Genomic DNA, 14,270 nt, shown 5'->3' with positions numbered 1-14,270 from the left:
AGACTGCATGCGCCAGCGGGAGTGGTGGAATCGGTAGACACGCGGGATTTAGGTTCCCGTGCCTTCGGGCGTAGGGGTTCAAGTCCCCTCTTCCGCACTCCTGCCCATCCCGGCCGGCGGCGTGCACAGATTGGCACGCCGCGGCACAGCCCTCCGCCCGCGACTGCCGGTCCGGCACCGGCCGGTCGCGTTGTCCCGCGCACCCCTTGGGTGATATGTCCACTTCTGCGGTTTATCGCCGAATGGCGGTACCCGGCGGAGGTGGCGCGGAATGGTCGGGGTCGGCGGCCTGCGGCGGGCGCTGCTCGTCGGCGCGCTGATGCTCGCCGCGTTCAGCTTCAACACCGCCGAGAGTCTGCCGATCGGCCTGCTGCGGATCATGTCCGCCGACCTGACCGTGCCGCTCACCGCCATCGGACACCTGATCAGCGGGTACGGCCTGACGGTCGCCCTCGTGTCGGTGCCGCTGGCGCACTGGACCCGCTGGGTGCCGCGCCGCCACCTGCTGATCGCCGTGCTCGGCACGCTGCTCGTGGCGAGCCTGGTGCCGACCCTCGTGCCGGCGTACCCGGTCCTGGTCCCGGCCCGGGTCGTGACCGCGGTGGCCCAGGCGCTGTTCTGGAGCATCATGGCGCCGGTGGCCACCGGCATGTTCCCGCCCGAGGCCCGGGGCCGGGTGGTCGGCCTGCTCGCGCTCGGCGGCACCCTGGCGATGGTGCTCGGGGTGCCGGCCGGCAACTGGCTGGGCCGGCAGCACGGCTGGTACGTCCCGTTCCGCCTGCTCGGGCTCTGCGCGCTGGCGGCGCTCGTCGTCATCGCACTGCTGCTGCCGACCTCACCGCCGGCGCGCGACGCCGGGGCGTACGGGCTGGCGCCGGACCGGTCCCGGTTCGTCGGCACGCTGGTGGCCATGACGCTCGCGGTGACCGGACTGTTCACCGGATTCGCGTACCTGGTCGAGGTGCTGCCCACCGCCGCCCGCTTCGCCGACGGCGCGGTGGGTCTGCTGCTGGCGCTGTTCGGGCTGGCCGGCCTGTGCGGCGTCGTCGTGGTGGGCGCGCTGCTGGACCGGCTGCCGGACACCGTCCTGACGGCCTGCGTCCTGCTCCAGGCCCTCGCCCTGCTGCTGCTCGCGGTGGCCGTGTCGAACCAGCACGCCGCGGTGATCCTGCTGACCGTGCTGGGCTTCGCGGCCACCCCCGTGTTCCTGGCCGCGCAGAGCCGGGCGCTCCTGGTGGCACCCGGGCGCACCGAACTGGCGCTGGCCGCCAACTCGGTGGCGTACAACGTGGGGGTGGCCCTCGGTACCGCGTGCGGCGGCGTCGCGCTGAGGGCGTTCGAGGCCCGCGGCACGTTCCTCGTCGGCGGCACCCTGAGCGCGGCGGCGTTGCTGGTGCTCCTCGCCGAACCGGCCTGGACGCTCGGCCGGCGCCGCGGCGCGGACCGGCGGGCGGATCCGGCGCCGCGGCCCCGGGCGACCCCGGAACACACCGGCACCGCCCGCTCCCGTCCCGGCCGCTGATCCTGCGGCCGGGGCTCAGCCGCAACCGGCGCGGACCGGCCGGGTGGTGCCGGCGGCATCGGCCACCGCCGGCCCGGCCCCGGTCGGCCCGACCGAGGCGCCGGCGCCGAGCCCGGTCCCCGGTCCGGTCCCGGACGGTGCCGGCGAGCCGGACGGCGAAGGGCTCGGCGAGCCGGTACGCCCCGACCCCGAGCCGCCGGTGGCCGCCGGCCGGGCCGCCGCGCCGTACATGCGGACCGTGCTGCGCTGCACCTGCGCGGGCGCCATCCGGATGCCCTCGGCCACCACCCGATGCCCGTACACATCGGTCACCCGGATACCGAACGGGCCGGGTCCGGCGCCCGAGTCGACGATCCAGTAGTTGTAGTCCTGCCGCACCGTGGCACGCCACGACCCGGAGCCGCCCGTGCGGACCTCGACCGAGCGCAGCGGGTTGCCGTGGTCGCCGACCTGGACGGCGAACCACCACTGCGACGACCCCTCCTTCATCCGGAAGGTCAACGGCCCGGGCAGCGGCGGGTCCACCACGGCCCGGTAGCTGACCGGCACAAGGCCCTGGACCGGGTCGGCGATCCGCGCGAACGCCTCCCGGGACAGGTCGAGGTGGCCCGATGCGCACTCCGGGCACTGGTCCATCACCAGCACCCGCACCGTGCTCTTCGGACCGGTCACGTCGAGATAGCCGCCGCAGGCCGCGCCCGCGCCGTACTCGCTCGGGCCGAGCGCGACGTACCGGTGGTCGGCCGGCGCGGACGGGTAGGAGCAGTTGCCCCCGGCGCCGTTCGAGTCGTAGAACGTCGCCTGTCCGTTGTGCACGGCGCCGCCCGTGGGCGGGGCGGCCAGCGCGACCGGCACGGCGGCGCAGGCCGACGTCCCGCCGACCCGGACCGCCAGCGCGAGCCCGAGCACCGCGGCGAGGCCCGCGGCGCCGCCGGCCAGCCACCACCGGCCGGGCCGGCGACGCGGGGCGCGATGGCCGTGCGGCCGGGTGGTCGGTGCCGGCGGCCCGGTCGCGGAAACGCTCACGGCGCACCATGCTGCCCGACCCCGACGACGGCCCGCAACGCGGCTAATCAACTCCTAAACCGTGAACTCCCGAGCCGATCGGCCGATCGACCTCGGCCGGCAGCGGCCGCACCCGGTCGCCCACCGCGACCGAGCCGATCACCTCGCCGCCGATCACCTCGCCGCCGGCCCCGGCCTCGCCGGCTCCGGCCTCGCCGGCTCCGACCTCGCCGGAACCGCCCGCGTCGCCGATGGTCGGCTCCGGGATGAGGTGTACGCCGAACGGCAGGCGTTGACCCCGCCGGTGGTGCCGGGCCAGCGTCCGCAACGGCTCCCGACCGCGCACGCCCGTCTCCTGGTCCACGGTGGTCACCACGCAGCGGCTGCAGTCCCCCGCGGCCAGGAACACCACCGCGCCGATCCGGATTCGCCGGCCGACCCAGTCCTCCTCGGCGAAGGGATCGGCGCCGGAGATCACCAGATTGGGCCGGAACCGGGTCATCGGCAGCGGACCCTCGGCGCTGCCGTCCGCCCGCAGCCACTCGTTGAGCGCGGCCAGCGACGCCCGGTTGGCCAGCAGCAGCGGGTACTCGTCGGCGAAGCTGACCCGATCGCCCGGGTCCACCGGACGGTCGGTCGGGGCGAGGTGCCGGCCGGGCCGGCCCAGCCAGACCAGCCGTACGCCCCGGCCGAGGGCCTCGGACAGCCACAGGTCCGCCGCCGGGCCGGCCGGGTGGGCCGGCACCGGCCGGCGGGTGGGGAAGACCCGCACCGGCACCGGTGCGGCGCCGACCGGTTCGCGCAGCACCAGCACCGGCCGGCCCGGGGCACGCAGCAGCAGGCCGCCGGGCTGCGGTTCGGCGTGCAGCGAGACCAACTCCGGCAGGGTGCGCTGGGTCGTCCCGACGCCGTCGGCGTCCACCGCCATCCAGCGCCGGTCGCCGGCCAGCCCCCAGGGCTGCACCGGCGCGATGTCGTGGTCGAGCCGGTGGCACCCCTTCACCGGGTATGTGTGGATGGCCTCCAGCACCGCATCCATGGCACGATTTCTACCAGTACCGGCACCCCGGCGCGTCCCCGGCGGGGCTCGGACGGACGGATGTGAGCAACGTCGTGCCCTCATCCGTTGCGCGGATACCCCGGGCCTGTGGCCGGCCATAGCATGCCGCCATGCCGATCCGAGAAAATGTCACGGCGGCGGATCGGGCCGGTGTGGCGCCCGATCCGCAGGCCGGGAGTGCCCAGCCGGCGAATCCGGACGACCGGCCGCCGCGACGGCGGCGCGCCCGGAAAATCGTGCTGATCAGCCTGCTCGTGCTGGTGCTGATCGGCGCCGGCGGAGCCACGGCCGGCGCGCTGTACCTGCGATCGGTGGAGAAGAACGTCGACCGGGTCGAGGCGTTCACGGATGTTCCCGAGCAGAGTCGGCCGCAGGTGGTGGCCAGGGAGGCCGAGAACATCCTGATCCTGGGCAGCGACTCCCGCGATCCGGAGGAGACGGCGGGCTCCCGAACCGACACCATCATCGTGGCGCACCTGCCGGCGGGTCACAAGAGCGCCCAGCTCATCTCGATCCCCCGGGACACCTGGGTGCCCATCCCGAAGTCCAAGGACGGCCGGCACGGGGGCCGGGAGGCGAAGATCAACGCGGCGTACGCCTGGGGTGGCGTCCCGCTGATGGTACAGACCGTGGAGAAGTTCACCGGGGTACGGATCGACCACGTGGCGCTTGTCGACTTCGGCGGGTTCAAGGACATCATCGACGCGCTGGGCGGGATCGACGTCAACTCGGAGAAGACCTTCACGTCGATCCATCCGCCGTACCGCACCTTCAAGCAGGGCATGCAGCGGATGGACGGCGAGGCGGCGCTGGACTACTCCCGGCAGCGCAAGCAGTTTCCGGACGGCGACTTCGCGCGCATCCGGCACCAGCAGCAGGTCATCAAGGCCATCCTGGACAAGGCGGCGTCGGGCGGCATCCTCGCCAGCCCGACCCGGCTCAACGACTTCGTGACAGCCACCTCGAAGTCGGTCTCGGTGGACCAGGAGATGTCCCTGTTGAGCACGGCATCCGATCTGCGAGGGCTGCGCAGCGGCAACCTCACGTTCATCACGAGCCCGACGAAGGGCACCGGCCGGGTGGGCACCGAGAGCGTGGTCTTCGCGGACACCGAGCGAGCCAGGACGTTCTACGACGCGGTCAGGCGCGACGACGTACCGACGGTGCTCGAGGGGGCCACGAAGTAGGGCCGGCCGCGGACCCGTCGCTGAGCACCGCAGTGGGCGACGACACGACGTGCCCTGCGGCGCGCCTCAGCTCACGGCGTCGGCCGGTCGCCGCGCAGTTCCTCCGCCAAGGCTCCCTGCGCCGGCTTCGGCGCAAGGTCCGCATCGAACAGGCAGGCTGCCCCGTATCCGGGATAGTGGCCACCGATCCAACTGCTGGCGTCGGTGAACCCCCACACGGTGAAGGATTCACAGGTCGAAACGGCAAGGCAGGCACCCAACATGTACTGGTACACCATGGCCTGCTGGCGCAGCTTCGCCGGGGTAGCCGGAAGCTTGATGCGCACGTCGAGTTCTGTGATGGCCACCGAGACGCCAAGCTGGGAGAACCGCCGAAGATTGTCGGTGACGTCCAGCGGCACTGCGTCCCACCTGAGGTGGCTCTGGAAGCCGACGCCGTGTACGGGAACGCCCTGCACGCGCAACTGGCGGACCAGTCGCAGGAGGCCGTCCGCCTTCTTTGACCGGCCTTCGGCACCGTAGTCGTTGATGAACAGGCGGACGTCGGGATCCGCCTCGTGGGCCCATCTGAAGACATCTGCGATGTACCCCGCACCGAGCTTGCGCAGCCACAACGTCTGGCGCAGGGAACCGTCTTCAGCGATCACCTCGTTGGCCACGTCCCAGGCCCAGACCTTTCCGCGATACCGGGAGACAACCGTCATCACGTGCCGCTTGAGCAGCGCCCGGAGCTGGTCCTTGGGCAACGAGTCCGATACCCAGGACGGCACACTGCTGTGCCAGACAAGCGTATGCCCGTACACCGCCTGCCCATTGGCCTGGGCAAACTCGATCACCTTGTCGCTCGGTCCCCAGTTGTACATGCGCGGTTCCGGTTCGAGATTCGCCCACTTCATGACGTTTTCCGGGGTCACAGCGTTGAAGTCCGTCGCCACCGCCGTTCGGTAGTCACCGTCCGCCGCGAGTAGTCCGCTGTCCACTGCCGAACCGATCCGCACGTTCGCCGGTGCCAGCTCGCGCAGTGCCGGCCAACTGGCCTTCGCCGGCCCCTGCCAGACAGCCCCGGGATGGCGGCTGGCACCCGCCACGTTCCAGCCGGGGAAGATGTGCGCACAACCGACGAGGACCGACACCACGACGGCCAGTAAGGTCGCCGTAATCGCTCCCCGGCGCAGCCCGCCACGTCCCGGTACGACGCTGGTGAACAGCAAGCACATGGTATCCCCGTTGACCGGCGTTCCGCCGGGACGCGTCGCCTGGGCAGCACAACCGGCGGCGGGTCCGACGCTGACGTCTCTGGCCATTACCATCCCCAGGTGTAGCAGCGAAGCCAGCGTAGCGGAGCCGCTTAGGAGCGCGTGACCCTACGACGGCCGCTGCCAACACGGAAAGACGTGTATCCGAGGACGGGCACGGTGATGGATCGATGACAGGCCGACGATCGCTCGGCGGGGAGCCGGTTGGCACCGCCGAATCGGCCGGCCCGCCACGGCGTCCCAGGTCACCCAACCCCACCAGTCGGACGTCATCGACGGTAGTTCGCACCGGGGCCCTGTCCATGCTCGCGCTGGTGGCGGTCGGCGGGACGCGTCTCGTGCATGGGTCGCTGACCAGTCACGCCACCGACCGCACCAGCTACGGCGTGGTGGGCGTCATGCTGGCCGCCAGCACCATCGCGAGCCTGCTGCTGCCCGGAGGTCTCTCCAGCAGCACCGCCAAGTTCGTCGCCTACCATCGGGGCGCCGGCGACGTAGCCGGCGCATGGGCGGTGCACCGATTCCTGGGACGGCTCGGCCTGGGGGCATCGGTCGCGCTGGGCGTGCTCACCGCCGTGGTGTTACAGCGGATCTACCAGCTCGGCACAGTCGACACGGTGTCATTGGCCATCCTGACGGCGACGTACTCGCTGTACACACTTGACAAGTCCGCCATGTATGGACATGGCCTGGTGTCGCAATACGCCAAAATCGAGCTGGCCACCTCGGTGGTAGCGATCATCTCCACCGTAGTGGTGATCCTGACCCGGCAGGCCATGTTCCTCCTACCGCTGTGCATCGGCTACGGCACGTTCATCCTGCTGTGTCGCCGGCAACTGCACGCCTGGCGGCAACGCGACCGCGCCGGGGTGTCTGCGGGTTTCGACCGCCGGGAGGTGATCGGCTTCACCGTCCTCGGCAGCATCGGCACGCTGGCGAGTGCCGGTTTCCTTCAGGGAACCCAGTTGCTGGCCGGACACTTCGCCGCGCCGTCCCAGGTGGCGTACGTCGTGGCCGCTGTCGCGCTGATCGCCCCGCTGTATTTCCTGCCGCGGGCGATGGCTCTGGCGATGTTCCCAGCGATGGCCGGAGCCCGGGGCGCCGGCGACCGGAAGGCGGTACGAACGCAGGTGGATGTCTCCACCCGGGGACTCGCGCTGACCATGACTCCGATGTTGCTCGCCGGGATGATCGGCGCGCCGCTGGTTCTCGGCGTTTTCGGCGGCGCGGGCTACGCCGGCGGCGCGGGGGTTCTGCGGCTGATGTTGTGCGCTTCGTTCTTCGGAATCCTGCAGATTCCGTCGGTGAACGCGCTCGCCAGTGGTCCGCCGGCACAGGCCCGTATCCCGGTCCTGTCGGCCGTCGTCGGCTGCCTGATCGGACTCTGCGTGGTGGCGGTCGTGGCTCGCCCGCTGGGGGCGGCCGGTGTCGGTCTGGGATATCTGGTCGGCACTGCCGTCACGGCAACGATTCCGATACTCGTGACCTGGCGACTCCACCGCCTGGCCTGGGCTTCGACACTCGCCCGATGTACCGGCCTACTCACCGCCGGAGCACTGTTGGTCCAGATTGATGCGTTGCAGACCTGGTCCTGGACCGCGGCGGCAGTCACGGCCGGCGCGCTGGCCGGCACACTGGCGCTGGTCGGAGGCGACCTGCACCGGCTGCTGCGCTTCGCCCGTTCCTCCCAAACCCGCCGGTTCCCGTCCGACAGCATGGCCACCGAATCCCTACGTTAGGAGAACGATTCGTGCCGCAGACCCCTCCGCAGCGATCCGGCCGGCCGCTTCGGGTCCTCGCCGTCACCAACCTCTGGCCCAGTGATGGCAGCTACCGGGGCATCTTCGTACAGCGCCAGGTATCCGCGTTACGGGCTCTGGGGCACAACATCGATGTCGAGGTGATCGCCCAGTCCCGAGGAAAGCGGGACTACCTCACCAGCGCGCCTCGGGTACGCCGCCGTGTGCGGGACGGCCGCTACGACATTCTTCATGTTCACTACGGAATGGCGGCTCCGGCGGCGCGCCTCGCCGGTCACCCCTGTCGGGTGTTGTCGCTGTATGGCAGTGACGTCAACTCGCCACGTCAACGGTTGCTCACGAGACTCGGATGGGGCGGGAGCAAGGCCCGCATCTACGTGTCGGGCAGGCTCGCCCAGACCGCCGGCGACACGTCCGGCCACGTGATCGCGAATGGAGTGGACTTCAAACTCTTCCAGCCCGGCGACCGGCTCGATGCCCGGCGGAGCCTCGGTATCCCAGATGAGTCAAAGGTGGTGTTGTTCGGCGCGGATCCCCGGCGGCCGGTGAAAAACTACAAACTCTTTCACGCCGTGGTAAGCGAGTTGCGACGGCGCGACCCCAGGGTGCAGGAGTTGATCCTCTCCGCCCCCGGACAGCCAGAAAGGGATCTGGTACACAAATACGACGCCGCCGACGTGCTGCTGTTCACCTCCGTGCGCGGGAGCGAGGGCTCACCAACGGTCGTCAAAGAGGCGACGGCGATGGGGCTTCCCGTGGTCACGGTGGACGTGGGGGATGTCGCAGGTGTCCTCGCCGGTGTGCGTCCCGGCGCGGTGGTGCCGTTCTGGTCGGGGCCGGCAGGCGGTGACCCGCCGGCGGAGTTCGTCGCGGCCCTCGCCGACCAGGTGGCCACAGTGCTGGCCTGCCCGGATCGGGCCGACGGTCGCGGGCGAAACGCCTGGCTGGACGAACGACTGGTCGCTGAGCGAGTTGTCGAGGTCTATCGTCAGGTGCTGGCCTCGTGACGACGATGTTGGTCACCGGTTCGCACGGCTGGGTCGGCACCCACATCTGCCGGCTGCTCGCCGGCCAAGGCCACCGCGTGGTCGGTGTCGGACGTCGGCCTCAGACCATGGCCGGGCGCTATCTGCAGTTCGACCTGCACGACGCGGCGGCCGTCGATGTCGCTCTCGACGAGGTCCGACCAGACGTCGTTTTCCACCTCGCCGGGGCAACCCCGCAACGCGAGCCCGAGGTGGGCCGCTTGGTGGCCGACTGCGTAGGCGGCACGTACTCCATCGGCCACGCCCTACGCACCGTGGCACGCCGGTACCGTTACCGGCCGCGGCTGGTTCTGGCCGGTTCCTCGGCGCAGTACGGCGCGGTTCCGTGGGAGCAGAACCCCGTGTCGGAGCAGGCACTTCCGCGTCCGACGGGAGCGTATGGCCACGCCAAGTTGGCGGCGGAGGCGACGGCTTTCGCGCTCGCCGCAGACGGGCACATCGAGGTCGTGGCCGCGCGGGCCTTCAACCATGTCGGGCCCGGGGAAACGGTCGGCACCGTGGCGGGCGCGCTGGCGCGGCGGATCGCGGATGTCGCTGCGGGTCGCTCAAGCCGGGTGCGGGTCGGGGATCTCGACGCCGTACGCGACTTCACGGATGTGCGGGACATCGCACGCGCGTACCTGGCCATGGCGCAGAAAGGCAAGTCCGGCGACGCCTACAATGTTTGCTCTGAATCGGGGGTTGCGATCCGGACGGTTCTTGACATATTGCTCGCCCTCGCCAACCTGGATCATTCGGTTGTCGATCTCGGCGCCGACCGCGGCGGCATCGGCCATCAGGTCGGTTCGGCGGGCCGTCTGCGCGGCGAGACCGGGTGGACGCCGCGGATACCTCTCCGGCAAAGCCTTCGGGATTTGCTGGCCGAGCACTGGTCCGGGCCGCTGCGATCCGGCGGGGAAACCACGAAAGGCGCGACATGACCACGATGGCGGCACCAGAAGAGTGGGCGGGCCGCCGCGTGCTCGTCACGGGAGCCGGCGGATTCATCGGATCGCACCTCACCGAGCGTCTCGTCCGGTCCGGAGCCGAGGTGCGGGCAATGGTGCGTTACACGGGTCGGTCCGACCTCGGCATGCTGCGGGACCTTGACCCGGAGGTCCGCGATTCGGTCGAGATCATCCACTCGGACATCACCGACCCGTTCGCCATTCGGCGCGCGGTGTCGGAACGGGACGCCGTCTTTCACCTTGCCTCGCTGATCGCCATCCCGTACAGCTACGTCGCACCCGCCTCATATGTCAGCACGAACGTGGTCGGCACCTTGAACGTGTTGGAGGCAGCACGCGAACTGGGGGTGTCCAGAATCGTGCACACCTCCACGTCGGAAACCTACGGAACCGGCCGGTACACCCCCATGGACGAGGAACATCCTCTTCAGCCGCAGTCGCCGTACTCGGCCTCGAAGATCGGCGCCGATGCGCTGGCGGATTCCTTCTACCGGTCGTTCGACGTCCCGGTTGCCATCATCCGGCCGTTCAATACCTACGGCCCGAGACAGAGCGCGAGGGCGGTAATCCCGACCATTGCCGCCCAGGCCGTGGCGGGACGGGACCGGATCCGCCTTGGCAGTCTCAAACCGGTGCGAGACCTCACCTATGTCACGGACACCGTCGCCGGATTCCTGGCCGTCGCCAGCACGGACGCGTGCGTGGGCAGAACGACCAACATCGGCAACGGCCGTGGGATAGCGATCGGCGACCTCGCACGGCTCATCTGCGACGTCGCGGGCCGCCCTGATCTTGAGATCGTCGCCGACGAGCAACGCATCCGCCCACCGTCGAGTGAGGTGTTCGAGCTGGTAGCGGCCACGGACCGGGCTCAGGAGCGGTTCGGCTGGCGACCAGAGACGCCACTACGCACCGGCCTGGCCAAGGTCGTGGAGTACGTCCGCCAGCATCCGGAGCGCTTCGATGTTGATCGGTACGCGGTGTGAAGGCGATCATCCTGGCCGGCGGGAAGGGCACCCGGCTCAATCCCTTCACCACCAGCTTTCCGAAGCCGCTGATGCCGATCGGCGAGGTTCCCATCCTGGAGATCCTGCTCACCCAGTTGAGATCCCACGGCGTGACCGATGTGACCCTGCTGACCGGTCACCTGGCCTACCTTCTGGAGGGCTACTTTGGCGACGGCCGTCGGCTGGGGCTGAACATCCGGTATGTGCGGGAGGACCAGCCGCTCGGCACGGCCGGCCCGCTCCGTCAGCTGGCCGGCACGCTCGTCGACGACTTCTTCGTGTTGAATGGCGACCTGCTCACGGATCTGGACTTCGGCGCTCTCATGCGGCACCACCGAGAGCGGGGCGCGTCGGTCACGGTCAGTGTCTACACTCGGGTCGAAAAGATCGAACTTGGCGTTCTCACCCTCGCGGCATCGGGGGAGGTGACCAGCTACGACGAGAAGCCAACGTTGAGTCTCGATGTTTCCATGGGGGCCTACGCCATGTCCCCGCAAGCCCTGACCATGGTGCCGGCAGCCCGGTACGACATGCCGCAGCTGATACTCGACCTGCTCGACAGATCGGACGTCATCAACAGCTGGCGACACCGGGGGTTCTGGCTCGACATCGGGCGAGTGGACGACTACCACCTCGCAAACCGGATGTTCTCCGAGAATCCGTCGGGCTTCCTGCCGTCGGAGCGCCCTGCGCCGGACGCGCCAAGCCCGCCCGGGCTACCTGCCCAACGCCGTGACCAGCCACTTTCCGATCTCGCTCAGCGCCCGGAGGGCGAGCACCAGCAACCGGTAGCCCGGGACCCGTGACCTGCAGTATCTGGTCACCAGCACCGACCAGGCACGCAGCCCCGCGAGCCGCCGACGACTCACATTGGCACCGTGCCGATGGAACCGGACCGCCGGGTGAGAAAGGTGGACCGGCAGGTATCCCTCGGTGAGCCCACGCAGGACCAACTCGACGTCAACCTTGATCCGCAGGCTCTCGTCGTACCCACCGATGGTCAGCAGCAGCTGACGATCGATCGACATACCGGAGTGCTTGAAGGGCAGTCGGGGCCGGAGCAGGACGGAACGGAGCATCTGCCGCGAGGTGTGGTACGTGGGCAGGCGGATCACCTTGACGCGGCCGCCGACGATCTCCACGTAGTCCGTGTAAATCCATTGGGCACCAGTGCGTTCCCGTAGCTGATCAATCTGCCTCAAGCCGTCCTGGGCGAGTTCGTCATCGGAGTCCAGCACCGTCACGACCCGGCCGCGGGCCATTCGCAACGCGGTGTTTCGCGCGGAGCTGATGCCTGCCGGCTTCTGGCGGACGAGACGGATACGTGGATCGGCCAACAGATCGGCACCGGCAAGGCACTCCTGGGCCGGTACCGCCGAACCGTCATCGACGATCACGATCTCGAAATCGTCGAAGGTGCCGGCCAGTACGCTGTTCACGGACTTCGCGAGCGACTCGGGACGATCTCGAACGACAATGCAGACAGAGATGGCGGGAGGAGCCGCGTTGGTGGACTCCATCGCCTCGTCCGGTTGCCGTTGCGTCGGAGGCACCCGGGCTGCCGGGAGAAGCCGGCCACCGCTACCCGGAAGATCGCGCGGAAGCTGAGTCACCAGGAACGACAAGCGTAGGTCATCGTCCGGTGACCGCAACTGTCCAGGCTGCCGAGGCCCGGTACGAATCAGCCATCCCGCCCCCCGTGCTGGATCAGTGACGGAGAGTCTGTCACGGTCGGATCAACTAGGCAGACCCATCGTCAGCAGACGAACTCCGTTCTGGCACCGGCATTATAGCGACGACTCCGGTCCGCCATGGTCAGTCTTGATCCCGATCACGGTGATGTCCGTTCTGGCTCCGCGGCGTCGACCGCGGCTTCGGCTTCGGACCAGCGCCGTAGCGCGGACCAGGCGAGCCCGACCACCGTCCACAGCAGCGGCGGCAGCAGTGGATCCTCGAACGAGGGAGACAGGAAGGCGACGACAACCGCGAAGACGACGGCGGCGATGCCCCATGTCAGGGTCGCTGTCGGAGGAGGCAACGACCCTTGTCGGAGCGCGGCGCGCGTCGGCCGGAGGAGCGGTCTCACCACCATCAGGAGCCACACCAGGAATGCCGCCAGCCCGAGGACTCCCGCCTCCATCACGAGGTGCAACCAGAATGAATCGATCTGCACCGCCTGGAAGCCATATCGATTGAAGCCTCTCGGCCCGAACTTGGGGTTCTCATTCCAGCGCGGATTGTTCTTCTCCGCGACCACCCCACCGAACTGCCCGATGCCGAACCCGAGAAGTGGCTGCCGGGGAAGAATCCTGGCGGCCTGCTGGAGATAGAGCACCCGGATCTCCCGTACCGGAGTGGCCGACGGCACGGCGGCGGGCTCGCCCGGCGACGCCGGCCGCTCCGTCGCACCGGATCGATCCGCACTCGCGGGCTTGGGCGTTTGAACAGTTCTTGACACGGGCGGAGTCGGTGACGCCGACGGGACGGAAGCGGCCGACGAGCCGGGCGTGGGGTGGATCGACGGAGAAGGACCAATCCGTTCACTGCCCGCAGGGTGGTAGATGCCGGAGAAGGCGTTGTCGAACCGCCGTTCCCACTCCGCCCGGTTCTCCGGCCGGGCCGCGATCTGCACGGCCGTACAGACGAGCAACAGAAGACAGATGCCGAGCGCCCGGCGTGCACCGCTGCGCACCAGCATCGCCACTATGACGCCGGCGACCAGGACGCCGAGTAGGGACTCTCGGGACTGGGTCGCCGACAGGCCGAGCGTGACCAGCGTCGCCGCCACCCACCATGTCCGGCGAGGGCTATCCGTAGCCACTGCCCACGACATGATCCCGAGAAGGGCGAGCCCGAGCACGTGCCCCAGATGGTTCGGGTGCGGCAGCAAGCCCTGCGCCCGGTGCTGGCCGGCCCAGGCAAGGTCCACCCAGCCAACCGCCTGGTACGCCGGGGTGCCAACGAACATCTGCACCAGCGCAACCGCGATGTTCAGCGCCACCACCACCGCCACGACGGACAGCAGCCGGCGGACCGTGGACGAGTTCAGGTCCGCCACCCGGAGCGCATAGAAGACGAGGACCCCGCGGAAGTACACGAAGAGGGCCTGTCCCATCAACGTCAGAGAGGAGTCGTTGACGAGTCCAGCGAGCACCATGACGAGCCCCAGCACCAGCAGAGCCAGATCGGCCGGTGTCCCGAAGCGACGCCACTGCCGTTCCAGGGCGACCTTCGCCACCGTCAGCAGCGCCAGCACGACGTAGAGGCAGGACTTCAGAAGCTTGGGCCACTGAGCCGCGTTCTCCAGGTTGACCCGTGGATCGGTGCTGGTCGGGCCGGTCAACACCTGCGCCCACGTCTCGAAGAGTACGTGTACCAGCAGGGCTCCGACCGTGGCCACGAGCGCAACCGCAAGCAGCCGCGAGGGCGTCCACCGGGGTCCGGTCGTCGACCGGTCTGCCCTCTCGACCACGTCCGCCG

11 protein-coding genes, 1 tRNA gene and 1 pseudogene are annotated in these 14,270 nt (G+C 69.5%); 8 read left to right on the top strand and 5 right to left on the bottom strand.

Features of this window, described 5'->3' with window-relative positions:
* Positions 1 to 15: 15 nt before the first annotated feature.
* A tRNA-Leu gene (locus CIK06_RS06200) sits at positions 16 to 97 on the top strand.
* Between the two features lie 174 nt (positions 98 to 271).
* Complete coding sequence (locus tag CIK06_RS06195) at positions 272 to 1,522, top strand: MFS transporter (RefSeq protein WP_198348120.1); 1,251 nt, start codon at positions 272 to 274, stop codon at positions 1,520 to 1,522.
* Between the two features lie 15 nt (positions 1,523 to 1,537).
* On the opposite strand, the gene CIK06_RS06190 is transcribed toward CIK06_RS06195, so the two are convergent.
* Positions 1,538 to 2,548 (bottom strand): expansin EXLX1 family cellulose-binding protein, encoded by a 1,011-nt coding sequence (locus CIK06_RS06190; protein WP_095564015.1) that lies wholly within the window; start codon positions 2,546 to 2,548, stop codon positions 1,538 to 1,540.
* Between the two features lie 232 nt (positions 2,549 to 2,780).
* Positions 2,781 to 3,566: pseudogene (locus CIK06_RS06185) on the bottom strand (MOSC domain-containing protein); the annotation flags it as partial.
* Between the two features lie 131 nt (positions 3,567 to 3,697).
* Between CIK06_RS06185 and CIK06_RS06180 the strand changes: the two are divergent.
* Positions 3,698 to 4,774, top strand: coding sequence for an LCP family protein (locus CIK06_RS06180; RefSeq protein ID WP_095564013.1), 1,077 nt, complete (start codon positions 3,698 to 3,700; stop codon positions 4,772 to 4,774).
* Between the two features lie 71 nt (positions 4,775 to 4,845).
* Here CIK06_RS06180 and CIK06_RS06175 read toward each other — a convergent pair whose 3' ends face one another.
* Entirely contained in the window at positions 4,846 to 5,985 is a 1,140-nt protein-coding gene (locus CIK06_RS06175) for an endo-1,4-beta-xylanase (RefSeq protein WP_157756630.1), read from the bottom strand.
* Between the two features lie 347 nt (positions 5,986 to 6,332).
* Between CIK06_RS06175 and CIK06_RS06170 the strand changes: the two genes are divergently transcribed.
* Genes CIK06_RS06170 through CIK06_RS06150 form a run of 5 tightly spaced genes read left to right on the top strand, consistent with a single transcriptional unit; the run spans position 6,333 to position 11,596 of the window.
* The gene (locus tag CIK06_RS06170; protein WP_095564011.1) at positions 6,333 to 7,769 is read left to right on the top strand and encodes a lipopolysaccharide biosynthesis protein; all 1,437 of its coding nucleotides are present in this window, start codon (positions 6,333 to 6,335) and stop codon (positions 7,767 to 7,769) included.
* Positions 7,770 to 7,780: 11 nt separating this feature from the next.
* A complete protein-coding gene (locus tag CIK06_RS06165; RefSeq protein WP_095564010.1) occupies positions 7,781 to 8,797 on the top strand; it encodes a glycosyltransferase family 4 protein in 1,017 nt (338 codons plus the stop codon).
* 5 nt (positions 8,798 to 8,802) lie between these two features.
* The gene (locus CIK06_RS06160; RefSeq protein WP_232534255.1) at positions 8,803 to 9,756 is read left to right on the top strand and encodes an NAD-dependent epimerase/dehydratase family protein; all 954 of its coding nucleotides are present in this window, start codon (positions 8,803 to 8,805) and stop codon (positions 9,754 to 9,756) included.
* Positions 9,753 to 10,769, top strand: coding sequence for a GDP-mannose 4,6-dehydratase (locus CIK06_RS06155; protein ID WP_232534046.1), 1,017 nt, complete (start codon positions 9,753 to 9,755; stop codon positions 10,767 to 10,769). The genes CIK06_RS06160 and CIK06_RS06155 overlap by 4 nt, the downstream gene beginning before the upstream one ends.
* Positions 10,766 to 11,596, top strand: a complete 831-nt coding sequence (locus CIK06_RS06150) for a sugar phosphate nucleotidyltransferase (protein ID WP_095564008.1) — start codon at positions 10,766 to 10,768, stop codon at positions 11,594 to 11,596. Before CIK06_RS06155 ends, CIK06_RS06150 begins: the two co-directional genes overlap by 4 nt.
* On the opposite strand, the gene CIK06_RS06145 is transcribed toward CIK06_RS06150, so the two are convergent.
* Positions 11,507 to 12,310 carry a glycosyltransferase gene (locus CIK06_RS06145; RefSeq protein ID WP_095564007.1) on the bottom strand — a complete coding sequence of 268 codons (804 nt, stop codon included), beginning with the start codon at positions 12,308 to 12,310 and terminating at the stop codon, positions 11,507 to 11,509. The genes CIK06_RS06150 and CIK06_RS06145 overlap by 90 nt on opposite strands.
* Positions 12,311 to 12,621: 311 nt before the next feature.
* On the bottom strand, positions 12,622 to 14,190 hold the full coding sequence (locus CIK06_RS06140; RefSeq protein ID WP_157756629.1) for an O-antigen ligase: 1,569 nt from the start codon (positions 14,188 to 14,190) through the stop codon (positions 12,622 to 12,624).
* Positions 14,191 to 14,270: the final 80 nt, after the last annotated feature.

The sequence above is a fragment of the Plantactinospora sp. KBS50 genome (assembly GCF_002285795.1).
Lineage (GTDB): Bacteria > Actinomycetota > Actinomycetes > Mycobacteriales > Micromonosporaceae > KBS50.
Note: the sequence above shows the minus strand (reverse complement) of the source record. Positions and strands in the feature narration are given on the sequence as shown.

Excerpts from the sequence above, each read along its gene's own strand:
- CIK06_RS06195 (WP_198348120.1), top strand. The coding sequence starts at position 272 with ATGGTCGGGGTCGGCGGCCTGCGGCGGGCGCTGCTCGTCGGCGCGCTG.
- CIK06_RS06160 (WP_232534255.1), top strand. The coding sequence starts at position 8,803 with ATGTTGGTCACCGGTTCGCACGGCTGGGTCGGCACCCACATCTGCCGG.
- CIK06_RS06170 (WP_095564011.1), top strand. The coding sequence starts at position 6,333 with ATGCTCGCGCTGGTGGCGGTCGGCGGGACGCGTCTCGTGCATGGGTCG.
- CIK06_RS06180 (WP_095564013.1), top strand. The coding sequence starts at position 3,698 with ATGCCGATCCGAGAAAATGTCACGGCGGCGGATCGGGCCGGTGTGGCG.
- CIK06_RS06145 (WP_095564007.1), bottom strand. The coding sequence starts at position 12,310 with ATGGAGTCCACCAACGCGGCTCCTCCCGCCATCTCTGTCTGCATTGTC.
- CIK06_RS06155 (WP_232534046.1), top strand. The coding sequence starts at position 9,753 with ATGACCACGATGGCGGCACCAGAAGAGTGGGCGGGCCGCCGCGTGCTC.